The sequence below is a fragment of the Melaminivora jejuensis genome, assembly GCF_017811175.1.
GTDB classification, from domain to species: domain Bacteria; phylum Pseudomonadota; class Gammaproteobacteria; order Burkholderiales; family Burkholderiaceae_C; genus Melaminivora; species Melaminivora jejuensis.
The window spans coordinates 2,429,734-2,451,262 of the sequence record NZ_JACWIJ010000002.1 but is presented as its reverse complement, the minus strand read 5'-3'; the positions used below and the strand labels follow the sequence as shown (position 1 = coordinate 2,451,262).

The 21,529-nt window shown below is 69.8% G+C and carries 14 protein-coding genes and 4 pseudogenes; 3 read left to right on the top strand and 15 right to left on the bottom strand.

All coding sequences use genetic code 11. The features are described 5' to 3' along the window. Nucleotides 1-72: 72 nt before the first annotated feature. The 3 genes from IDM45_RS11570 to IDM45_RS11560 form a co-directional block, all read right to left on the bottom strand. Nucleotides 73-828 (bottom strand): sulfite exporter TauE/SafE family protein, encoded by a 756-nt coding sequence (locus IDM45_RS11570; RefSeq protein ID WP_209422974.1) that lies wholly within the window; start codon nucleotides 826-828, stop codon nucleotides 73-75. A gap of 320 nt (nucleotides 829-1,148) precedes the next feature. Continuing rightward, the gene (ybeY, locus tag IDM45_RS11565) at nucleotides 1,149-1,610 is read right to left on the bottom strand and encodes an rRNA maturation RNase YbeY (protein WP_209422973.1); all 462 of its coding nucleotides are present in this window, start codon (nucleotides 1,608-1,610) and stop codon (nucleotides 1,149-1,151) included. A gap of 92 nt (nucleotides 1,611-1,702) precedes the next feature. Continuing rightward, entirely contained in the window at nucleotides 1,703-2,662 is a 960-nt protein-coding gene (locus IDM45_RS11560; RefSeq protein WP_209422972.1) for a PhoH family protein, read from the bottom strand. Between the two features lie 101 nt (nucleotides 2,663-2,763). Between IDM45_RS11560 and ruvA the strand changes: the two are divergent. Next, nucleotides 2,764-3,338: pseudogene (gene ruvA, locus IDM45_RS11555) on the top strand (Holliday junction branch migration protein RuvA). Nucleotides 3,339-3,395: 57 nt separating this feature from the next. Here the strand turns inward: ruvA and IDM45_RS11550 are convergent. The 4 genes and pseudogenes from IDM45_RS11550 to IDM45_RS11535 form a co-directional block, all read right to left on the bottom strand. Then, nucleotides 3,396-6,353 (bottom strand): Hsp70 family protein, encoded by a 2,958-nt coding sequence (locus IDM45_RS11550; RefSeq protein WP_209422971.1) that lies wholly within the window; start codon nucleotides 6,351-6,353, stop codon nucleotides 3,396-3,398. A gap of 137 nt (nucleotides 6,354-6,490) precedes the next feature. Next, nucleotides 6,491-6,895, bottom strand: a pseudogene (locus IDM45_RS11545) (DUF1016 N-terminal domain-containing protein); the annotation flags it as partial. A gap of 122 nt (nucleotides 6,896-7,017) precedes the next feature. After that, nucleotides 7,018-8,879, bottom strand: a pseudogene (locus tag IDM45_RS11540) (Hsp70 family protein). A 95-nt stretch (nucleotides 8,880-8,974) separates the two neighbouring features. Beyond that, on the bottom strand, nucleotides 8,975-9,598 hold the full coding sequence (locus IDM45_RS11535; RefSeq protein WP_209422969.1) for a DUF2760 domain-containing protein: 624 nt from the start codon (nucleotides 9,596-9,598) through the stop codon (nucleotides 8,975-8,977). A 177-nt stretch (nucleotides 9,599-9,775) separates the two neighbouring features. On the opposite strand from IDM45_RS11535, the gene ruvB reads away from it, so the two are divergent. Beyond that, complete coding sequence (gene ruvB, locus IDM45_RS11530) at nucleotides 9,776-10,855, top strand: Holliday junction branch migration DNA helicase RuvB (protein ID WP_209422968.1); 1,080 nt, start codon at nucleotides 9,776-9,778, stop codon at nucleotides 10,853-10,855. Nucleotides 10,856-11,038: 183 nt separating this feature from the next. Here the strand turns inward: ruvB and IDM45_RS11525 are convergent, their stop codons facing one another. The 8 genes and pseudogenes from IDM45_RS11525 to ttcA all read right to left on the bottom strand — a co-directional run bounded on the left by IDM45_RS11525 (nucleotide 11,039) and on the right by ttcA (nucleotide 18,533). Next, complete coding sequence (locus tag IDM45_RS11525; RefSeq protein WP_209422967.1) at nucleotides 11,039-11,857, bottom strand: phytanoyl-CoA dioxygenase family protein; 819 nt, start codon at nucleotides 11,855-11,857, stop codon at nucleotides 11,039-11,041. Nucleotides 11,858-11,989: 132 nt separating this feature from the next. Then, entirely contained in the window at nucleotides 11,990-12,814 is an 825-nt protein-coding gene (locus IDM45_RS11520; protein ID WP_209422966.1) for an MgtC/SapB family protein, read from the bottom strand. An 85-nt stretch (nucleotides 12,815-12,899) separates the two neighbouring features. Further along, the gene (locus IDM45_RS11515) at nucleotides 12,900-13,424 is read right to left on the bottom strand and encodes a hypothetical protein (RefSeq protein ID WP_209422965.1); all 525 of its coding nucleotides are present in this window, start codon (nucleotides 13,422-13,424) and stop codon (nucleotides 12,900-12,902) included. Between the two features lie 302 nt (nucleotides 13,425-13,726). Then, entirely contained in the window at nucleotides 13,727-13,927 is a 201-nt protein-coding gene (locus IDM45_RS11510; protein WP_209422964.1) for a hypothetical protein, read from the bottom strand. 343 nt (nucleotides 13,928-14,270) lie between these two features. Further along, nucleotides 14,271-16,085, bottom strand: a complete 1,815-nt coding sequence (locus IDM45_RS11505; protein WP_209422963.1) for a lysoplasmalogenase family protein — start codon at nucleotides 16,083-16,085, stop codon at nucleotides 14,271-14,273. An 81-nt stretch (nucleotides 16,086-16,166) separates the two neighbouring features. Next, nucleotides 16,167-16,813, bottom strand: a pseudogene (locus IDM45_RS11500) (histidine phosphatase family protein). A 5-nt stretch (nucleotides 16,814-16,818) separates the two neighbouring features. Then, nucleotides 16,819-17,481 (bottom strand): DUF4136 domain-containing protein, encoded by a 663-nt coding sequence (locus IDM45_RS11495; RefSeq protein ID WP_232653993.1) that lies wholly within the window; start codon nucleotides 17,479-17,481, stop codon nucleotides 16,819-16,821. Nucleotides 17,482-17,585: 104 nt separating this feature from the next. After that, nucleotides 17,586-18,533, bottom strand: a complete 948-nt coding sequence (gene ttcA, locus IDM45_RS11490; protein ID WP_209422962.1) for a tRNA 2-thiocytidine(32) synthetase TtcA — start codon at nucleotides 18,531-18,533, stop codon at nucleotides 17,586-17,588. A 159-nt stretch (nucleotides 18,534-18,692) separates the two neighbouring features. Between ttcA and IDM45_RS11485 the strand changes: the two genes are divergently transcribed. After that, the gene (locus tag IDM45_RS11485; RefSeq protein WP_209422961.1) at nucleotides 18,693-21,524 is read left to right on the top strand and encodes a bifunctional diguanylate cyclase/phosphodiesterase; all 2,832 of its coding nucleotides are present in this window, start codon (nucleotides 18,693-18,695) and stop codon (nucleotides 21,522-21,524) included. Nucleotides 21,525-21,529 lie beyond the last annotated feature (5 nt).

Genomic DNA, 21,529 nt, shown 5'->3' with positions numbered 1-21,529 from the left:
CGACCGGCCCTTCCTGCGCGAGCAGCGTGCAGCCTTCCTGTGACCGGCACAGCCTGTGCATATTTCAGCTCTCTACTGCTTCCAGAAAAACAGCGCCGTCATGACCAGCCCCGTGGCGACGATGCCCCAGCGCAGCACGGCGGGTGGCAGCCGGCGCGCCAGGCGGGCGCCGCCGTAGCCGCCGGCGGTGGCAGCCACCATCATCACGAGCGCCTGGTACCAAAAGACCTTGCCGCCGGCGGCGTAGATCAGCACGGCAATGGCCGTGAGCAGGGCCGAGACCAGGTTCTTCATGCCGTTCATGGCGTTGAGCTGGGTCTGGCCGAGCAGGCCGAACAGCGCCAGCAGCAAGATGCCCAGCCCGCCGTTGAAGTAGCCGCCATAGATGGCCACGGCCAGCACGCCCGCGCCGGCCTTGAGTGGCGAGGTGCTGCCGCCGCCGTGCGTGGCCGCGCCGGCCCACTGGCGCAGCTGCGGCCCGAACGCGAACAGGGCGGTGGCGGCCAGCAGCAGCCAGGGCACGATCTTGTTGAAGGCGGCATCCGAGGTGATCAGCAGCAGCGCCGCCCCCGCCGAGCCGCCGATCAGCGACAGCCCGATGACGGCGCGCAGCGACAGGCCGGGCGGTGCCTGCATGTCCTCGCGAAAGCCCCAGGCGCCTGCCGCGTAGCCGGGCAGCAGCGCCACGGTGCCGGTGGCGTTGGCGACCACGGGTGGCACGCCGGTGAAGACCAGCGCCGGCAGCGTCAGAAAGCTGCCGCCGCCGGCCACGGCATTGAGGGCGCCGGCCACGAAGGCAGCAACGAGGAGCAAGGACAGATCAAACATCAGGGTCGCAGGAAATCAGCCGGCACAGCGCTGGCCGCGCCGATCTTAGAGCGTGTTTACGATCTCCGCGCGCAGAGGCGCGGGTGCGGATCGGGATGGGCTGCCAGGCGCAAACCGCAGCGATAGCCCGTGCTATCGCGAGGATTTGCAACGCCGCAGACCGCCCGAGGCCGCGCTCGCGCACCCGCGCGGGGATCGTAAACACGCTCTTAGGGGGGGCGGCGTGCGCCATTGGGCCTGTGCAGGGTTGCAGTGTTTTGACGGCCCGGATATCCGTGCGGCTGTTCACGCGCAAACGCCCGGCGCCAGACGCCCGGCGCTCAACCTGCCGCGTAGGGATCGGCAAAGCCCAGCCCGCGCAGGATGGCGCTTTCGTAGTCCTCCATCTCCTGCGCGTCCTGCTCGCTGGTCTCGTGATCCCAGCCCTGGGCGTGCAGCGTGCCGTGTACCAGCAGGTGGGCGTAGTGCTCGGCCAGCGTCTTGCCCTGCTCGCGCGCCTCGCGCTCGACCACCGGGGCGCACAGCACCAGGTCGGCCACGGCGATGGGCTCCTGCTGGTAGTCAAAGGTGAGCACGTTGGTGGCGTAGTCCTTGCGCCGGAACTCATGGTTCAGGCGCCGGCCCTCGGCCTCGCCGACGATGCGCACGGTGATCTCGGCGTCCACCGCCAGGGCATGGCGGATCCAGCGCGTGACCTGGTGGCGCGCCAGCAGCGGGCGGTGGGCGGTGGCCTCGGCGTCGCGGGCGAATTGCAGCGACAGACTCAGGTGGTGCAGTGCCATGAGGTCAGGACAAAATGTTGAATTTTTAGTGTTTTCAGGCCCAAAGCCTTGCTGGACAAGCGCTGACAGCTACTAAAAAGATAGTTATTTGCTCACTCGCCCGCGCTGCGCCGCACGCTGGTGCCGCTGCGCGCATCGTAGGCATCGACGATGCGCGCCACCAGCGGATGGCGCACCACGTCGGCGCTGGTGAAGCGCGTGAAGGCAATGCCCTGCACGCGCTTCAAGACGCGCTCGGCGTCGATCAGCCCGCTCATGGAGCCCTTGGGCAGGTCGATCTGGCTGACATCGCCCGTGACCACGGCACGCGAGCCAAAGCCGATGCGCGTGAGGAACATCTTCATCTGCTCGGGCGTGGTGTTCTGCGCCTCGTCCAGGATCACGAAGGCGTTGTTCAGCGTCCTGCCGCGCATGAAGGCCAGCGGCGCGATCTCCAGCGCGTTGCGCTCGAAGGCCTTTTGCACGCGGTCGTAGCCCATCAGGTCGTACAGCGCGTCGTACAGCGGGCGCAGGTAGGGATCGACTTTCTGCGTGATGTCGCCCGGCAGAAAGCCCAGGCGCTCGCCGGCCTCCACCGCCGGGCGCGTGAGCACGATGCGCTGCACGTTACTGCGCTCCAGTGCATCGACGGCGCTGGCCACGGCGAGATACGTCTTGCCGGTGCCGGCCGGGCCGATGCCGAAGGTGATGTCGTGCGCGGCGATGTTGGCCAGGTAAGCACCCTGGCCGGTGGTGCGCGCGCGCAGGTCGGCGCGGCGCGTGGCCAGCAGGGCAGGCGTGCCGGCGTCCTCGGGCATGTCCGGATCGCCCGCCAGCATGAGCTGGATCTGCTCGTCGCGGATGGGCCGCTCGGCCATCTCGTAGAGCGCCTGCAGCAGCTCCAGCGCCTGCGTGGCGGCGGCCTTGGGGCCTTCGACCTTGAACTGCTCGTGGCGGTGCGCGATCTTGACCTGCAGCGCCGCCTCGATGGTGCGCAGGTGCGCGTCCGCCGGGCCGCACAGGTGGGACAGGCGGGTGTTGTTGTGAGGGGTGAAGGTGTGGCGCAGGATCACGCTGATAATTTCCCGAGGGCTTTTGGATGGTTTTCGGCGGCTGGGCGCACGCTGCCCGGCGCGCCGCAGGCGAATGAACGAGTGAATGAGCGAGGACAGCCATGATAGGCAAACTGACCGGCACGCTGCTGGAGAAAAATCCCCCGAAGTGCTGCTGGACTGCCACGGCGTGGGCTACGAGGTGCAGGTGCCCATGAGCACTTTCTACAACCTGCCGGACGTGGGCCAGAGCGTGTCGCTGCTGACGCATTTCATCGTGCGCGAGGACGCGCAGCTGCTCTACGGCTTTGCCACGCAGCCCGAGCGCGCGGCGTTTCGCGAGCTGATCAAGGTGGCCGGCGTGGGGCCGAGGACGGCGCTGTCGGTGCTGTCGGGCCTGGGCGTTGCCGATCTGGCGCAGGCGGTGACGCTGCAAGAGGGCGGGCGCCTCATCAAGGTGCCCGGCATCGGCAAGAAGACCGCCGAGCGGCTGCTGCTGGAGCTCAAGGGCAAGCTGGGCGCCGACATGGGCGGCGCGCGCGCCCAGGTCAAGAGCGACGCCCAGGCCGACATCCTGCAGGCGCTGCTGGCGCTGGGCTATAGCGACAAGGAGGCGGCAGCGGCGCTCAAGGCCTTGCCGGCCGAGGTCGAGGTGAGCGAGGGCATCAAGCTGGCGCTCAAGGCGCTGGCGCGGTAGTCAGTCTGTCCTGCCGGCTTTGCTCCCTCCCCCAGAGGGGAAGGAGTGGGGGCGCAGCTACAGCAGCACCAATCCCGGCGGCAAGCTGTCGCCCAGGCTGCGCTGCCGATCTTGCGCCTCCAGCTCCACCACCTCGCGCACCTGCTGCAGCCAGCGCTCGGGCGCGCCGCTGGCGGTCAGCTTGTCCAGCACGGCGGCGCGCACGGCGTCCGGCACGTCCAGCGTGCGCTCGCCCGTTTTACGCGCCATCTGCACGGCGGCGAACATGGCGTGCTCGTTCTTGCGCCAGTCCTGCGCCAGGGCGGCGTCCAGGAACTCCTGCGCCGCGCCCGGCGGCATGACGCGGTGCGCGTTGGCGGCCAGCGCCGTGCGCGCCGCCAGCCGGCCAATGGCCCACCAGGTCTGCGCCGGCTCGCCGGATTTTTGCAGGCGCGCCAGCATCCACTGGCCCATCTCCAGGCGGTACTGCCAGGGCACGGCCTCGACGGCGGCCAGCAGGCGCAGCATGTCGTCGTAGCTGCCCCACTGCGCGCGGGCGCTGCCGCTGCGCTGCACGGCTTTTTGCAGGCAGGCGGCCACGTCTTCGAGCAGCTGCATCTGCTGCGCCTCGTCCAACCCGGCGGCGACGCGCCGCCACAGCACCCACCATTCCGTCCAGTTGGCCGGCTCGCCCGGATGCCCCAGCCCCTGCCCGTACAACTGCCACAGCTGCGCCATGCGCCAGCCGTCCAGCTCGGCACCCACGCCAGGGCGCAGGCACCAGCCGGCCAGGTTCAGCCAGGCGCGCTCGTGCTCGGGCGTGCGCCGGCGCCGGCGCGCGCGCGCAAGCAGCGCGTCGAACAGCGCGCGCAGCAGCGGCACGTCCCAGCCCTCGCGCGGGCCGAGCAGTTGTTGCAGCGACTGGCGCAGCTGGCGCACTTCGCGTGGGGCGACGCCGCGGCCCTGGTTGCCGAAGATGCGCTCAATCAGCGCCAGGGCGGCGGGCAGGCCGGTGGCGGCACCGTCCGAACCGCCGGGTTGATTCTTTGGGTCTTTTTGGCGGGTTTCCCTTGTGGGGTCAGTGCTGGCAGCTATGGTTTTTGATGCTTCATCGTTGGCAGCATCGGCCTGTATGCGCGCATCCGCGCCAGCGCCCACGCCGCGCACGGCAAAGGGCAGTAGCCACGACTGCTGCGGGTCATCGACGGCCACGCAGCGCAGCTCCAGCGTGCCGACCTCGCTCATGCTGGCCTGCAGTTGCACCTCGACACGCGCCGTCTCGCGCCCGGGCGGTGCCGGCAGGGCGGTGGCCACGGGCGGCAGCTCCGTCCAGCCCTCGCCCTCGATGGCGATGATCTGCCCGGCCTGCGCCTGGCCCTCGCTGCGTGCCAGCAGGGCAAAGCGCACGGCCTGGCCCAGGCGCAGGGCAAAGCGCCGGCCCGTCAGCACCAGGCGTACGCCTTCCTCGGTGCCGCGCGGCAGCAGGCACAGGCCGCGCGCGGGCGCGCCGCTCTTGCCCGGCAGCACCAGCCAGTAGCTGCGCGCCGAGCCGCCACCGATGCGGGGGACTATGCTTTTGCTAGCTGTCAGCGCTTGTCCAGCAAGGGTTTGCGGCTGATTTGATGAGGATTTTTCCGGGGATTGGGCCGGATGCTGGGCCTGGTATTGCGCCTGGTACTGCGCCAGCGCATGGGCGGCTGCGCCGCGCGCCACCGCCCAGTCCGGGTGCGGGTTGGCCAGCACGCGCACCGGGGCGCCGCGCCAATGGCCGAGCAGGCCGGTCAGTCGCTCGGCCAGGGCGTGGGCGTGGAACACGCCGCCATTGAGCAGCACGGTATCGGGCAGGCCGTCCGCAGCGTGCCGGCTCAGGAATTGCGCCAGGTGCCGCGACAGCGCCGCATCCGCCGGATACGGCAGACCCAGGCCGCGCAGTGCGCCCTGGCGGCGCGCCGGAGCGTCGGTCAGCTCGGCAGGCGGCACAAAGGCCTCGACCACCCATTGCTGCACCTGCTCGCGCGTGAGCGCCGCCGAGCGCGTCTGCGCCAGCAGCCGCGAGCCGGCGCCCAGCAGGGTGATGGGCAGCTGCCCGGGGGCATCGGCGGCCAGCAGCTGCTCCTTGGCGCTGCGGCAGCGCTGCACCAGCTCGGCAAAGCGCGTCGGCGCCAGGCGCTGGCCGTCGCCGCCGGCAAAGTGCGGCTCCAGCCGGTGCGCCAGGGCCAGATCCATGTTGTCGCCGCCCAGCATCAGGTGCTCGCCCACGGCGCTGCGCGTGAGCTGGGGCAGGCCTGCGCCGTCCTGCGCGGGTTGCACGCGGATCAGCGTCAGGTCGGTCGTGCCGCCGCCCACGTCCACTACCAGCACCAGGCGGCTGGCGGCGAGTTGTGCGGCGAGTTGCTCGCCCTGCAGCACCAGCCAGTCGTGGAAGGCCGCCTTGGGTTCTTCCAGCAGCTGCACGGGTGGCAGGCCGGCGAGTTGCGCCGCCTGCAGGGTCAGCGCGCGCGCGCCCTCGTCGAAGGAGGCCGGCACGGTGAGCACCACGCTTTGCTGCGCCATGGGGGCATCGGGGTGGGCGGCGTCCCAAGCGGCGCGCAGGTGCGCCAGGTAGCTGGCCGAGGCGTCGAGCGGGGAGATTTTCGCCACGTCCTCGCCCGCGCCCCAGGGCAGGATGGGCGCGCTGCGATCGACACCGGCGTGCGACAGCCAGCTCTTGGCGCTGGCCACCAGCCGCTGCGGGCTGCCCGCACCCAGCACCCGCGCCCAGTGGCCGATGACGGCGGGGGCGGCGTCGCCCGCGCCCAGCGGCGGCCAGGGGGTGCGCCAGGCCTCGTGCAACTCGCCGCTCGCGCCCTGGTAGCGCATGGAGGGCAACAGGGGCTCACCCTGCACCTCGGCGGGCGAGATGCGCTGGGGCAGGGGCAGCAGGCGGATGTCCTGCGCGCTGGCGGCGAGCGACACGAAGGCCAGGGCGGTGTGGCTGGTGCCCAGGTCGATGCCGATGGCGTAGCGGAGGGTGGGGTGTGTGGAGGTGGCCGTCATGTATCTGCCTGCTCCTCATGGCTGGTCTGCCCGCCAGCCGGATCGTTCAGGCCGCCCAGGGCGTATTCGGCCACCACCTTGTTCCTGCTTTTGCACAGCAGCAAGCCGATGGTCGGGTTGTCTTGTTCGTCCTTGATCTGGCCGGCGTACCACCGGCGTGCCTCGGGGCCAGGCAGCTTGTCCAGCAAGGCGAGCTGGTGGTACCAGGGCAATCGTGCAAGCTCCTCTTGCACAAATTCCGCCTCCGGCCACGCTTGGGCAAAAGCGCGCATGTATTTCAGGTTGCGCGGCGAAAACCCCTTCATGTCCGGAAACGCCACCCGCAGGTCGTGCGCCAGTCGTTCGATGACCTTGGCGCCCCAGCCCTGTTGCTGCTGGCGCTGCAGGATGTCCTGGCCGATCTGCCAGTACAGCAGCACCAGTTCGCGGTTGACGGCCAGCGCCGCGCGTTGCTGGGCGCTGTGGATGCGGGTTTGCAGCTCGGCCAGCCACGGGGCGTAGCCGTCGGGCGGGGTGGTGAGGGAGGCGGGGCGCTCGGGCATGGGACGGACTCCTGGGCGGTTGCGCGGGGGCGTGGTTGATGCTGGTGCTGTGTCGGAGGCGCGCTCCCTCTCCCCCAAGGGGCGAGGGAGCCGGGAGTCAACCAGCCGCTGGAGGCCAGGCTTCACAGAGGTTGGCTACGCCGCCCCGCCGCCCGCACGTCGAACTCCACCTTCCAGCGCTCGCTGCCGCCCACCGGCACCGCCGCCAGCTCCAGCGTGCCGATCTCGCTCACGCGGGCGTGCAGGGTGACGGGCACGACCTCGCCGGCGCTGCGGCCCTCGGGCGGCAGGGTGGCTTCGATCTCCTGCAGCTCGGTCAGCTCCTCGTCGGCCCAGAACTCCAGCAGCGTGCCCACCGCATCCTGGCGGCGCACGCTGGAGCCAAAAAAGCGCAGCCGCACCGGCTCGCCCACGACCAGGCCGAACTGCTGGCCGCTCAGCTCGACCTCGCTGCCTTCCTCCATGCCGAACGGCGCCAGGCACAGCGCGGCGATCGGCGGCTCCATGCCGGGGATGGCCGGCATGTTGCCCTCCACGCCGACGTAGTAGCTCTGCGCCGTGCCGCCGCGAATGCGCACGCCGCGCCCCTGCGCCGCCACATGGCCGAAGTAGGCCGCGCCGCGCGCCACCGCCAGATCGAGCTGCGCGCCATCGAGCAGCCGCACGGGTGGTGCGCCCTCGGCGGCCAGCCAGCCGTTCAACACTTCCAGGATGCGCGCCTCGATCTGCGCGGCCTTGAGCACGCCGCCGTTGAACAGCACAGCCGTCGGATGCACGAAGCTGGCGCCCTCGGGCGGCGGCGCCAGGCCCTCGATCTGCGCCGTCGCGCCCACCTGGCGCGCCAGAAAGGCCGCCAGATGGCGCGTCACCGCCGCGTCCTGTGCGTAGGGCAGGCCCAGTTGCGTGAGGGCGGCGCGGGCGCGCGTTTGCGGGCGGTCGGTGATGGCGGCGTGCGGGAAAAAGCCCTCGACCAGCAACTGCAGCACCTCGGCGCGCGTGACCTCGGTGCGGATGCTGGCGCCGATCAGCCTGGCGCCCCGGCTGGGCACGACCACGGGCACGGCCTGCACGCTGTCGTCCTGCAGCAGCTGCTCCTTGGCGGCGCGGCAGGCGTGCGCCAGCGCTCGGGTCTGCCAGGCGTCGAGCTGCCGGCCCTCCTGGGCCAGCTTGCGCGCCACGCCATAGGCCAGCGCCAGATCCATGTTGTCGCCGCCCAGCAGGATGTGCTCGCCCACGGCGATGCGCTGCAGCTGCAGGTTGCCATCCTGCTCCAGCACGGCGATCAGCGACAGGTCGGTCGTGCCGCCGCCCACGTCCACCACCAGCAGGATGTCGCCGTGGCGCACCTGCTTGCGCCAGGCGCCGCCGCTGGCCTGCAGCCAGCTGTACAGCGCCGCCTGGGGTTCTTCCAGCAGCGTGAAATGGCCCAAACCCGCAGCCTGGCAGGCCTCGGCGGTCAACTCGCGCGCCGCCGGGTCGAACGATGCGGGAATGGTCACCGTGACCTGCTGCGCCGACAGCGGCGCGTCCGGGTGGGCGGCGTCCCAGGCGCGGCGCAGGTGCTTCAGGTATTCGGTGCTGGCCTGCAGGGGCGACAGGCGGGCGATCTCGCCCTCGGGGCCTGTGCGGCATCGGGCGGCAGGATGGGCGCGCGCCGATCCACGCCGGCATGGCACAGCCAGCTCTTGGCGCTGGCCACCAGCCGCATCGGCGTGGCCGCGCCGCGCGTGCGCGCCAGCTCGCCGACGATGAAGTCCTGCGGCGCATCGCCGCCAGCCAGCCCGGGCACGCTGCGCTCGGCGGCGCTCAGTTCGCTGTCGTGCGGCAGGTACAGAAAGGACGGCAGCAGCGGCCGCGCCTCGACGCTGGCCGGCGCGGTGAGCTGAGGGATGTCCAGCACGCCCTGCGCCACGCGCTCGCCGTCGCAGGCGGCGGCGTCCACGAACGACAGCGCGCAGTGCGTGGTGCCCAGGTCGATACCGATGCTGTAGCGGGGGGTGCCGGCAGCGGCGTTTTGTGGGTGATTTTCGGCTGAAACCGTTGCCTGGTCAGCGATAGTAGCTATTTCTTTGGTAGCGTTCACAGCTCCACCTCCGCCTGCGCCAGGATGCGTGCGGCCTGGGGGTCGGTCAGCTGCGGCAGGCGCACTTCGCCGGCCTGCCAGCCACGGTGCGCCAGCGTGCCAGTGAACGGCGGCTGGCCGACCACGTTGCCGCTGACGCGCACGGCGCCGGCGTCAAAGCCGGGCTGCAGCGTGATGCGGCTGCCTTCGCTCTCGGCACGCACGGGCGTGATCGCGAAATGCCCGGCCAGCACCTTGCGGCAGCCATCGTGCACCACGCGGGCGGCGGCGCCGATCTCGGCATCGCTGTAGCCGGCCACGTCCTCCTGCACGAAATCGACAAAGCGCGCCTCGCGCTGCAGCAGGCCCAGCAGCTGCAGCGCGGCGGTGGGGGCGTGGACTTCGGTGGTTTTTTCGACGATGCGCTCGACCGGCACCTCGATGCGAGTCTCGACGATCTTCTCGACGGGCACCTCGACGCGCACCTCGCGCGGCGGCACGTCGGCGGCCAGCGCCTCGCCGGCGCGCAGGCGCGACACGCCCTGCGCCAGCGAGGCATTGCCCAGGATGGCAAAGAAGCTGCCGATCGCAATGGCGATACGGCTGAGGAAGGAGGGGGGAGAGGTCTGTGGTGTGCTCATGGTGCAAAAAAGTGGCCGGCGGGCGGGCACGCCGCGCCGGGCACGGAAATCAGGTGGGGATCAGGCAGGCCGGGCGCCGCTGGGGCGCACGCAAACCCGGCAAAAAGGGGCAACGATGTTACCCAAAGGCCCTTATAGACCTTGGGCGCGGGCCCATCGCGCACAATCTTTTACTGTATGACCATACAGACTGACGACTTCGCCCCCGTCCCGCCACCGGCCCCCGGCGGGCGCTCTGCGCGCGTGATTTCCGCCGCGCCGGCATCGCCCCAGGAGGAAGCCCTGGAACGCGCCCTGCGCCCCAAGCTGCTGGATGAATACGTCGGCCAGGCCAAGGCGCGCGAGCAGCTGGAGATCTTCATTGGCGCGGCCCGAAAGCGCGGCGAGGCGCTGGATCACGTGCTGCTGTTCGGCCCGCCCGGCCTGGGCAAGACCACGCTATCCCACATCATCGCCACCGAACTCGGCGTGCAGCTGCGCCAGACCAGCGGCCCGGTGCTGGAAAAACCCAAAGACCTGGCGGCGCTGCTCACCAACCTGGAAGCCAATGACGTCCTGTTCATCGACGAGATCCACCGCCTGTCGCCGGTGGTCGAGGAAATTCTCTATCCGGCGCTGGAGGACTACCAGATCGACATCATGATCGGCGAGGGGCCGGCGGCGCGCTCCATCAAGCTCGATCTGCAGCCTTTCACCCTGGTGGGCGCCACAACGCGCGCTGGAATGCTCACCAACCCGCTGCGCGACCGCTTCGGCATCGTGGCGCGGCTGGAGTTCTATACGCCCGAGGAACTGGCGCGCATCGTGCGCCGCTCGGCCGGCCTCTTGAATGCGCCCATCGACGACGAAGGGGCGTTTGAGATTGCCCGGCGCTCACGCGGCACGCCGCGCATCGCCAACCGCCTGCTGCGCCGCGTGCGCGACTACGCCGACGTCAAGGGCGACGGGCGCATCACGCTCGATATCGCCCAGCGGGCGCTGACCATGCTGGATGTCGATCCGCAGGGCTTCGATGTCATGGACAGAAAGCTCTTGGAGGCCGTGGTACACCGCTTCGACGGCGGCCCGGTGGGGCTGGACAACATCGCCGCCAGCATCGGCGAGGAGTCGGGCACCATCGAGGACGTGATCGAGCCGTATCTGATCCAGCAGGGCTTCTTGCAGCGCACGCCGCGCGGGCGCACGGCCACGCTGGCGGCGTACCGGCATCTGGGCGTGGCGCCGCCACGGGCCTCGGGCGGGCTGTTTGCCGAATAAGGTTGAGCGATGCGCGCCTTGCGTTTTGCGTGAGTCCCCGCACAACGCTTGAGTTGGGCGGCACTTCAGATCCATCGTATCGTCTGGTTGCGGCCAAGACCTGACAGTCGGCAGCCGTTGCAGAACGCCCGTTATTGAGTAACTACAACTACGCTCTAAATTCCGTGGCTGCGTAGCTATTGCCTATTGCAGTACTGGCAATTCACCAAGCTTCCCATTAACCGGCTGATGCGGTCGGTACAACCAATGTCCGCCGTTTTCTGCAATCACGCGTGTACCAGGTAAGTGCTGTGCGTCTACATCGCTGTAATAATGGAAGACAAGGCTGCGACGCGTGAGCGCAGGGTCACGGATCGGCGCACCCCCGTGCAGAAGATATGCGCTCCATATGAACACATCGCCTTTCCTGGCAGGAAACGTTACAGGGCTCAATTTCAAACGCTGCACTTCGTAGTCCATGTATGTCTGCCACGCTTCCATTTCGCTGTCCACGCAGTGACTAGACCCGGTCGAGAAGAGGTATGGCGCAATCTTGTTACTACCCGGGTAATAACGAAGCGGCCCGGCATCAGGACTACAATCTTCCAGTCCAACCCAGATGGCGATCAAATGGCCATCCGTGCGTGGGGTCATATACAAAGCGTCTACGTGGTCAGGCTGACTGCTGCCTTTATCGAAGCTCAATGAGTTGCAGATGACCGGCGCATGGCCCAGCAGTTTCTTCAAAATCGGAGTCAGGCGGCTATTTATGGCTAGCGACCGAATAATAGGTGATTCGAGATATAGGTCGTTCACCTTAAACCGGTGCTCTGTTCGGTCATGCTCGGGCACATCCTGGATACGCAATCTGTGGCCGGTAACCAAGTCGTCAGCGACGATACGTGGACGGCGCTCATCCCACGCCGCTCGCTGTTCTGCAAGCACCCTATCGATTTCGGCGCATGAATAGAATTCAGGAAGTAAATAATATCCGTCTGTCGCCCATTTTTGAATATCAATCATGGTTACTCCTATCGTGATTCGCGCTCTCGCAGAGGCATCGTTGCGCGACACGCCTACTCTACGCTGCAATGCGAGGTGATCCCACACGTTTGGACAGCCGAACTCGTGAAATAAGTGGGAAGCAGCCAGGGATTAGGCAGCCTTGGGTGGAAGCGGCCGTGCCGTCCAACGCTGAACGCACCACCCGTTACCGGCGTGCAGAAAGCCAGCACGCCGCAAGCCGCGCAAGCGCCCCTCAACCCGTGTGCGCCCCCCAGCGTTCCAGTAGGCCTGCAGCACGCCGGGCAGCTCCTCGATGCGCTGCACGGCAGCTTCCAGCTCCTGGCCCTCCACCGAGGTGGCGTACAGCACGGCCTCGATTTCCGTGTCGCGCAGGCCCAGGTGGTTCTTGTGGACTGTGCGCACGGGGTAATGCGCGTCATCCAGCAGTTGCACCATGCGCTCGCGCACGTCCGACTGGTCGGCACGCCGGCACAGGGCATAGACGTGGTAGGTCGCTTCGGAAGATGCGCTGCTCAGAGGGCTGCGGTTGATGTGGTTGACCACCGGGCGCAAGAGCGTGTTGCTGGCCAGCACGAACAGCGTGGCCAGCGCGGCCTCGACGATGAAGCCGGCCCCGGCGCACGCGCCCACGGCAGCCGAGCCCCACAGCGTCGCCGCCGTGTTCAGGCCCGTGACGTTGATGCCCTCCTTCATGATGGCGCCGGCGCCCAGAAAACCCACGCCGGTGATGACGTTGGAGACCACGCGCGCTGCGCCCTCCACGCCGTTCATGCGCATGGACAGATCGACGAACACCGCTGCGCCCACGGCCACCAGCGCGTTGGTGCGCAGACCGGCGGTGCGCTGGCGGATCTGGCGCTCCAGGCCGATCACGCTGCCGAAGACGAAGGCAAAGAACAGGCTGACCAGCGTGTTCAGCGTAGCGGCAGGGTCGATGTTGTGCAGGGCCGGCATGGATGAGTGCGGGGGCGTTCGGGCAGGGGCAGGGATGGCGGGCAGGCGCCCCGGATGGGCACGCTGCGGCGGCCTTGAGCGTAGCTCAGGAAGAGGCCGAGGCCGCCAGGCCGGGCCGGGCCGTGGCCAGCAGGCGCCGCAGCCGGCCAAGCGCACCAGTCACGCCGGTCAGCAGAGCATGGCAGGCGCCGGACAGGAGGCCGCGCGCGTGCCGGGCCGCTTGATCTGTCTGGTCTGCCTGATCTGCTGGTTCTGCCTGGGCCGCGCTGCTGCCCCGCGCGTGGGTGGCAGTGCTGGCGGCCAGCCCGCCCCAGCGCCGCCGTGCCGCCGGCGACAGGCGCGCCCAGACGGCGCCGCGCTGCCTGGGCGGCAGCAGCGACAGCGCATCCATCATCTGCCGCGTGCTCAGGCGCATCAGCACCCGGGCGAAGGCGCCGGCGCCGGCCTGCTCGGCCAGGCGCTCCAGCACCTGCGGGCGGCGCTGGCGCAGGGCGGCCAGGATGGCGCGCTCCAGCGCACTGCTGCCGCTGCTGGGGACGATGGCGTGGGAGGGAAGGCGGCGGTGGTCGGCGCGCTGGTGCGAGGCGCGGCGTCCGGTGGAATGCGGCATGTGGGCAGGAACTCCTTGTGTTCAGTGGCATGGGCCACCACAGACATGCCGCGCCTCCTCAATGGCAGTGCGCGGCCTGCGGTGGCCGTGGGGGTTGGCAAAAAAGGGCCGGACGCCAGACATCGCCGCAACGCTCGTGCCGTGCCCAATGCACGGGAGAGCGCCGCAGCGAGACCGTCGTGCGTGCCGGGTTGGCCCTGCCTGCCGCCGGGCCGCTCCAGGCCCGGGGGCGGCAGCGGCGCGACAGCAAAGGCGCTGTTGAAGGCGCCGTCAGCGCCATGGCCGGCAGGCCGGATCGCCGTTCAGCGTCCGCCGCGTCCACGCGCATCCTCCTGCATGGTCAGGAAGCTGCGGATGCGGTGCGTCGGCCAGTCGGTGCGCGCATCCAGATCCAGGGTCTCGATCAGCGGCGGGGCCGGTGCGCGTGCCGGCTGCGGGTCGGCGCTTGCCCTGGTGGGCAGGAGGCGGCGCAGGGCGTGCAGGTGCTTCAGGTGGGCTGGCATGGCTGGTCTCCGGTGCAGGCACGGGAAGGGCCACGTAGCAGTACGCATCAACCAGGCCGGCTTCGGCAGGTCGGGCAAAGCCGGTGCGCAGCGAGTATGGAAACGCCATTGCCCAGACCGCCTTTGCAGGCGGTGGACGGCAGTAGGGGAATGCGGATCGCCTGGATCCACAAAAAAGGCAGCAGGCCGGCTCAAGGCTCCCGCTGCCTGGCAGGGGAGTCGGTCAGCCGGCCAGCAGCGCGGCCCTTGCGGCGCGCTTCATCTCGCTGGTTGAACTGGCACTGTCCACGTGGGGACTCCGAAAACGACGAAGCGCGCATTGTTGCAAAAATACGTCAAGCTGTCAAGCCCCTGCGCCCTGGAGGGCGGGCGCATCCGGCGCCGGCGCAGCAGCTGCCGGCGCAGCGATGGCGCGCAGCATGCCACCGACGATCAGGGCCTGCGCGGCGTAGTAACTGGCCAGCACCCAGGCCAGCGCCCAGGGCAGGGGCTGCACGAAGCGGTCGATGGCCAGCAGCGCATCGCTGAGCACGAAGCACAGCGTCCCGGCGGCCACGGCCCGCGTGCCCGGCAGTTGCGCGCCCAGCCGGGCATGGCGCGCCAGCGCCTGCGCGGCCATCAGGGCGATCAGCAGCACATAGACCGCCACCGGCAGGCGCAGCGCCGCCGGCAGCCCGCCCAGTACCAGCACGGCATACATGGCCGCCGCCACGGCCAGCATGGCGCCCAGCGCCCGGGGCGCGGCAAACCAGGGCGCGCCCTGGCGAAACAGCCCCAGATAGGCCACGTGCGCGAGCAGGAAGGACACCAGCCCGGGCAGGAACAGGCCATCGAACAGCGTCCCGTCGAGCATCAGAAAGACATCGCCGGCCAGCGAGCCGATGAGGGCCAGCAAAAGCAGGAAGATAGACTTGTTTTCATGGTCAAAAACGGCTCCAGGCCTTATTTGGCAAGCGCTGGCAGCTACTGTAAAAATAGCAAAAATCATGGCCAGCGGCTTGAACAGCCAGTGCCACTCCCACAGCCCCAGCGCCCCGCTGGCCGTGGCCAGGGCGCCGGCCTCGATCATCAGCGCCAGGCCCATGCCGATGCGCCCCTGCATGGCGGCGGCCAGCGCCCACTGGCAGGCCGCCAGCGCGGCAAACCACAGCACGGCCTCGGCGCGCGGCAGGCCTTCGACGTGCCACAGAAAGGCCGCCGCGCCGCCCAGCAACAGCGCGAACTGCAGCGCGACGAAGACGCGTAGCGCCGCACCCATGGGCGGGGCAAACAGCGGCAGGTCGTCGATGTCGAAGGGCGCCCTGGGGTCGCTGCGTGCCACGTCGGCTGGGCGCCAGCCCGGGGGCTTGAGCCAGACGCGCAGCTTGTCGGCCCAGTGGCGTGTACGCCAGCTGTCGCGCGCCAGGCCGGCATAGACCTGCGCGTTGGCCCACAGCGGATCCCAGCTGTTGAGCAGCCCGCGCGTGCCATAGACGCAGGGCTGGCGCGGGTCTTCCTCGCGGAAGGTGCCGAACAGCCGATCCCAGACGATCAGGATGCCGCCGTAGTTCCTGTCCAGATAGTCGTCGTTGACGGCGTGGTGGACACGGTGGTTGCTTGGGCTGCAAAACCACCGGTCGAACCAGCCCAGGCGCCCGACCTGCTCGGTGTGTACCCAGAATTGGTACAGCAGGTCGATCAGCCCGACCACCACGAAGACCAGCGGCGGCACGCCGGCCAGCGCCAGGGGTAGGTAGAACAGCCAGCCCAGCAGCGCGCCAGAACTGGTCTGGCGCAGCGCCGTGGACAGGTTGTAGTGCTGGCTTTGGTGATGCACGGCGTGCGCCGCCCACAGCACGGCGACCTCGTGGCCCATGCGGTGCAGCCAGTAGTAGCAAAAGTCGTACAGCAGCAGCGCCAGCAGCCAGCCGTACCAGGCCGTCCAGAAGGCGTCACTGCGCCACAGCGCGAAATGCTCCCAGACCAGGGTGTACAGGCCCAGGCTGAGCAGCACCATGAAGCCGGCGCTGGTCTGGCTGAGCAGGCCCAGGTTCAGGCTGCCGATGGCATCCGCCAGCGCTATCGAGCGCCGCCCGCGCCGGCGATCGACCACCCACTCCAACGCCATGAGCAGGAAAAATACCGGGGCAGCGAGAACGATGATCTGGCCAGGGGACATGGCGGCGATTGTGGGCGGCGGCAGCAGATGGCAACAGCCGGGCAAGCCCTTGCTGTGGACGCCCCGGGCCGTTCCTGCCGATCAGGCGTGCAACTCGTCGCGCCCGCCGCCCTCCAGGTGCTGCACGTCCCCCAGCCCACCAGCGCCAGGCCCTGCGGCGTCCACAGCAGGCGGTTGATGGCGGCGTTGGCCAGTTGCCAGGTGCGCGGCGCCTGCAGCTCCAGCCGGGTGGCCAGGCGGTACAGGATGTCGAGCACGCCGCCATGCGCCACCAGCACGATCTGCTGGCCGTCGTGCCCGGCGGCCAGGCGCTGCACGGCCTCCTGCACCCGCGCGTGCAGGGTGATGAGCGTCTCGCCCCCGCCTTCGGGTGCGTAGTGCGGGTCGCGCGTGCGCCAGCGCCGGGCGTGCTCGGGGCTTTCCTGCTCGACCTGGGCGAAGCTGCGGCCTTCGAAGCTGCCAAAGCCGCGCTCGCGCAGGCCGCGCTCGGCCAGCAGCGGCGCGCGCGTGGCCTGGGCAATCGCCTGGGCCGTGGCAAAGGCGCGCTGCAGGTCGCTGCTGTAGATGGCGGCAATGTCCTCGTGCGCCAAGGCCTGTGCCACACGGCGTGCCTGCCACAGGCCGGTGTCGTTGAGCGCGATGTCGGTATGGCCCTGGATGCGCGTGTCCGCGTTCCAGGCGGTCTCGCCGTGGCGGATGGCCAGGATGCGGGTGGCGTGCTGGCTCATCGGCATCAGCGCTGCGGCAGCACTTCGGTGCGCACGCGCCGCTCGGTGCGCGGCGGCTGCGGAAAGCCGCTCAGCGCCTGCTGGAACAGCACGCCGTAGATGGCTGGATCCTGCGTCCACACGTCCTCATAGACGGCGGAAGTCTCATAGACCACCTGCTGGCTGGCTGCGTCGCGCAGTACCAGGCTGACCTTGCGGTGGTACAGCGTCGGCGGGCCGTCCATCATCCAGCCCATGCCCAGGCCGCCCCAGGGGCCGCGCCCGCCCCAGCCCAGGCCCCAGCCGAAGCGGGCGTGGAAGGGGTCGTGCGACCAGTACGGCCAGTCGCGCGGCACGGCATAGCCGCCCTCGGCGCCGATCAGCGCCAGCAGGCGCGGCTGGGCATCGTCGCGGCGCAGGCCGACGCCGGCCAGGGCGCGCTCGGCCTCGGCCTCCAGGCTGGCGATGGCCTCGGGGTGGGCCTGCTGCGAGGGCAGGCGCTCGAAGCGGTAGGTCGGCGGGCTGGGCAGCGCGCTCAGGGTGGAGTAGCTGCGCACGTCGCTCTCGACCAGGCGCGGGCCGGCGCAGGCGGTGAGCAGCGCCGCCGCGCAGGCCAGCGCGGCGCGCGGCAGCAGGCGGGAGGGGGGCAACAGGCGGTTCAGGCGGGTCAGGCGGTGGGATTCGGGCATGGCGATGGCTCCTCGGCCCGCCATGCTAGCCGGCGCAGCCGTCGCCGCTGCCGGACGGCGCGCCGCGCCCCTGTGCGCACGCAAGGCCGGGCAGGCGCCGGGCGTCAGCCGATCTGCACCACCTGCAGCCCCGGCAGGCTGGGCATGGCGGCGGGGAATTCCTCGTGGTCGAAGGCGGTGTCGCCCTCGGGGTCGGCCACGCCCGTGGCGCGGGCGTTGCGGAAGTCGAACAATCGGGGATCCATCATGTGCGTGGTCACCACGTGGCCCATGGCGCGCAACATGCTTTCGATGCGCCCCGGGAATTTCCTGTCCCACTCGCGCAGCATCTCGTTCACGGCCACGCGCTGCAGGCCGTCCTGGCTGCCGCACAGGTTGCACGGGATGATGGGAAATTGCTGGTATTGCGCCCAGCGCGCCGTGTCCTTTTCCGGCACGTAGCACAGCGGGCGGATCACGACGTGCCTGCCGTCGTCGCTGACCAGCTTGGGCGGCATGCCCTTCATGCGCCCGCCGTAGAACATGTTGAGCATCAAGGTGGCGACGATGTCGTCGCGGTGGTGGCCCAGGGCGATCTTGGTCGCACCCAGCTCGTCCGCCACCTTGTACAGAATCGCCCGGCGCAGGCGCGAGCACAGGCTGCAGGTGGTCTTGCCCTCGGGCACCACGCGCTTGACCACGCTGTAGGTGTCCTGGTTCTCGATGTGGAACTGAACGCCGATGCTCTTGAAGTAGTCCGGCAGCACGTGTTCGGGAAAGCCGGGCTGCTTCTGATCCAGATTCACGGCGACGATGGAGAAATTCACCGGCGCGCGCTTTTGCAGGCGGCGCAGGATGTCCAGCAGCGTGTAGCTGTCCTTGCCGCCGGACATGCAGACCATGACCCGGTCGCCGTCCTCGATCATGTTGAAGTCCAGGATGGCGCGGCCCACTTCGCGGCACAGGCGCTTTTCCAGCTTGTGCGCCTCGCGCTCGATCTTGGGTTTGGCGCCGGCGGCTTCGGTGGGCGCAGTTGCTTCGGCAAGCCAGGGGGATTCGGTGGCGGTGCTCATGGGGCAGAACGTTGCAGGGCTGAAAGAACAAGGGGGCGATTTTCCCTGCATCGCGCTTGCAGCCCTGGCGCACAAGGTCTTTGGCCCGGCTGCCGCAGCGCCGGCGCGCCCGCCGCCGTGCCCATAATTGCAGCGCAACGCGCCACCACACTTCCTGCCATGCCATCGCGCCCACCGCCGTCGCACTCGCTGACCGTGCGCATCGCCCTGCTGATGCTGGGCTTTCTGCTGGCCGGCATGTGGGCGCTGGCCTGGTATGCCGACCACCGGCTGCGCGAGGACATGCGCGAGCAGTTGCAGGCGCACCAGCAGACCCTGGCGGCGCTGCTGGCGCGCGAGCTGGAGCGCACCCTGGCCGAGCGCAGCAGAGCCCTGCAGGCGGTGGCGCGCAGCCTGCTCACGGGCGAACAGCCGGGCGCGGCGCAGACCCTGGAGCGGCTGCAGGCCGTGCTGCCCCGGCTGTCGGTGCTGCAGCAGATGTTCAGCGGTGGCTACTTCGTCACCGATGCGCAGGGCCTGGCCATCGTCTCCTATCCGGCCCACCTGCAGGGGCAGCGGCGCATGTTCGCCGCCAGCCAGGCCACGGTCGGCGCCCTGGCCGGCGAGACGGTCATCAGCGAACCCATGGCCGGCCTGGTCGAGGGCCGGCCCGTGGTCGCCATCGCCGTGCCGGTGCCTGGCCCGGATGGCCGGGTGGCCGGGGCGCTGGTCGGCGTGGTCAAGCTGCGCGATGCCGGCCTGCTGCAGCTGCTGCCGGAGATCGCCGGCCAGCCGGCCAGCAGCTACCTGGTCGTAGGGCGCACCAGCCGCGCCATCGTGGTGGCCGATGCCGAGCAGCGCATCCTGCAGAGCCTGCCCGCGTCGGGCGAAGTCCCGGCCCTGGACGCCCTGCTGGCGGGCAGCGAGGGCAGCGTCCTGCATGTCGAGCAGGGCCGCGAAATGCTGTCCTCGGTGCAGCTGCTGCGCTCGGTGGACTGGGCGGTGCTGGTGTCGCAGCCCACGGCGCTGGTGTATGCGCCGCTGGCGTCGGTGCAGCGGCGCATCCTGCTGGCGGCGCTGGGCCTGACGCTGCTGGCCGCCGCCGGCGTGTGGTGGATGCTGCGCCGGGCGCTGCGGCCCGTGCTGGACATCGGCCAGCGCCTGGCTGCCATGGCCGAGGAGGGCGCGCCGCTGCAGCCCCTGCCGGCGCAGGCCACTTACGAGCTGGGGCAGCTGGTGCATGGCTGCAACCACCTGCTGACCGAGATCGATCGGCGCCAGCAGGCGCTGCAGGAAAGCCGCCAGCTCTACCTGGCGGCCTTCCAGACCAGCCCGGATGCGCTGGACATCACGCGCGTGGCCGATGGCGTGCATCTGGCGGTCAATGCCGGCTTCGAGCGCCTGTTCGGCTGGCCGCGCGCCGAGGTGCTGCACCATTCGGGCCTGGAGCTGGGCATCTGGCGCGCTGCCGATGCCCCCCGGCGCGAGCAGTTCGTGCGCCAGGTGCTGGCCGAGGGCGGCGTCTGCGGCTGGGAGCAGCAGCTGTGGCGGCGCGACGGCACGCCGGTGACGGTGCTCATGAACGCACGCCTGCTGGATGTCGGGGGCGAGCCGTGCATGTTGTGGATCTGCCACGACGTGACGGCCAGCCGCGCTGCCGACGACCGCATCCAGCGCTTGTCCTCCACCGACCAGCTCACCGGCCTGCCCAACATGCAGCAGTTCGTGCAGCTGCTGGAGCAGGCGCAGGCGCGCTGCCTGCAGACGCAGCGCCTGGCGGCGCTGCTGTGCATCGACCTGGACGACTTCAAGACCATCAACGACGGCCTGGGCCATGAGCATGGCGACCAGTTGCTGCGCCAGGTCGGCCAGCGTATCGGCGCGCAGCTGCGCCCGGGCGACTTGCTGGCGCGCCTGGGCGGCGACGAATTCCTGCTGCTGCTGCCCGACCTGCCGCCCCCGCTGGGCGCGGCGGCGCAGCAGGCCGAAGCCCTGGCGCAGCGCCTGGCCATCGAGCTGGGCCAGCCGCTGACCATCGAGGGCACGACCCACAGCATCAGTGTCGGCGTGGGCATCGCCGTGCTCGGCCAGGAGCACCAGGAGCCGCGCGAGCTGCTGCGCCAGGCAGTGCTGGCGCTCAACCAGGCCAAGGCCGCCGGGCGCGGCGCCATGCTGCTGTTCGAGCCGCAGATGCAGGCCGAGGTCAACAGCCGCGCCCGCCTGCAGCGCAGTCTGCGCGAGGCGCTGCAGCAGCAGAACTTCGTGCTGCATTACCAGCCGCAGCTCGACAGCGACGGCGCCGTGGTCGGCGTCGAGGCGCTGGTGCGCTGGCCGCTGCCGGGTGCAGGCATGGTCTCGCCGGGCGAGTTCATCCCGCTGGCCGAGAAGACCGGCCTGATCGTGCCCCTGGGCCGCTGGGTGCTGCACTGCGCCTGCAGCCAGCTGGCGCTGTGGGCGCGCCAGCCGCAGCGCCGGCACCTGGACATGGCGGTCAACGTGAGCGCCGGGCAGTTCCAGCAGGATGATTTCGTCGCCACGGTGCAGGAGGTGCTGCACCAGACCGGAGCGCCCGCCGAGCGGCTCAAGATCGAGCTGACCGAGAGTCTGATGATGTATGACATCGAGCACATCATCGAGCGCATGAACGCGCTGCGGGCGCTGGGCGTGCGCTTTTCGCTGGACGATTTCGGCACCGGCTTTTCCTCGCTGGCCTACCTGAAGCGCCTGCCGCTGCAGCAGCTCAAGATCGACCAGGGCTTTGTGCGCGACTGCCTGGAGGATCACAACGACGCGGCCATCGCCCGCACCGTGATTGCCCTGGGCGAGAGCCTGGGCCTGGAGGTCATTGCCGAGGGCGTGGAGACGCCGGCGCACCGCGCGGCGCTGGCGCAGTGGGGCTGCCGCTTCTTCCAGGGCTATCTGTTCAGCCGGCCCCTGCCGATCGCACAGCTCGAAGAATTCCTGCAGCAGCACGCCGCAGGAGCGGCCGCCGACGCGCCGGCGCCGGGCTGAGGCCC

Bases quoted from the DNA above. Each gene is read 5' to 3' on its own strand.
- IDM45_RS11550 (WP_209422971.1), bottom strand. From the start codon at position 6,353: ATGACGGCCACCTCCACACACCCCACCCTCCGCTACGCCATCGGCATC.
- IDM45_RS11535 (WP_209422969.1), bottom strand. From the start codon at position 9,598: ATGAGCACACCACAGACCTCTCCCCCCTCCTTCCTCAGCCGTATCGCC.
- IDM45_RS11520 (WP_209422966.1), bottom strand. From the start codon at position 12,814: ATGCCGGCCCTGCACAACATCGACCCTGCCGCTACGCTGAACACGCTG.
- IDM45_RS11505 (WP_209422963.1), bottom strand. From the start codon at position 16,085: ATGTCCCCTGGCCAGATCATCGTTCTCGCTGCCCCGGTATTTTTCCTG.
- IDM45_RS11495 (WP_232653993.1), bottom strand. From the start codon at position 17,481: ATGCCCGAATCCCACCGCCTGACCCGCCTGAACCGCCTGTTGCCCCCC.
- ybeY (WP_209422973.1), bottom strand. From the start codon at position 1,610: ATGGCACTGCACCACCTGAGTCTGTCGCTGCAATTCGCCCGCGACGCC.
- ttcA (WP_209422962.1), bottom strand. From the start codon at position 18,533: ATGAGCACCGCCACCGAATCCCCCTGGCTTGCCGAAGCAACTGCGCCC.
- IDM45_RS11525 (WP_209422967.1), bottom strand. From the start codon at position 11,857: ATGATTGATATTCAAAAATGGGCGACAGACGGATATTATTTACTTCCT.
- ruvB (WP_209422968.1), top strand. From the start codon at position 9,776: ATGACCATACAGACTGACGACTTCGCCCCCGTCCCGCCACCGGCCCCC.
- IDM45_RS11515 (WP_209422965.1), bottom strand. From the start codon at position 13,424: ATGCCGCATTCCACCGGACGCCGCGCCTCGCACCAGCGCGCCGACCAC.
- IDM45_RS11570 (WP_209422974.1), bottom strand. From the start codon at position 828: ATGTTTGATCTGTCCTTGCTCCTCGTTGCTGCCTTCGTGGCCGGCGCC.
- IDM45_RS11510 (WP_209422964.1), bottom strand. From the start codon at position 13,927: ATGCCAGCCCACCTGAAGCACCTGCACGCCCTGCGCCGCCTCCTGCCC.
- IDM45_RS11485 (WP_209422961.1), top strand. From the start codon at position 18,693: ATGCCATCGCGCCCACCGCCGTCGCACTCGCTGACCGTGCGCATCGCC.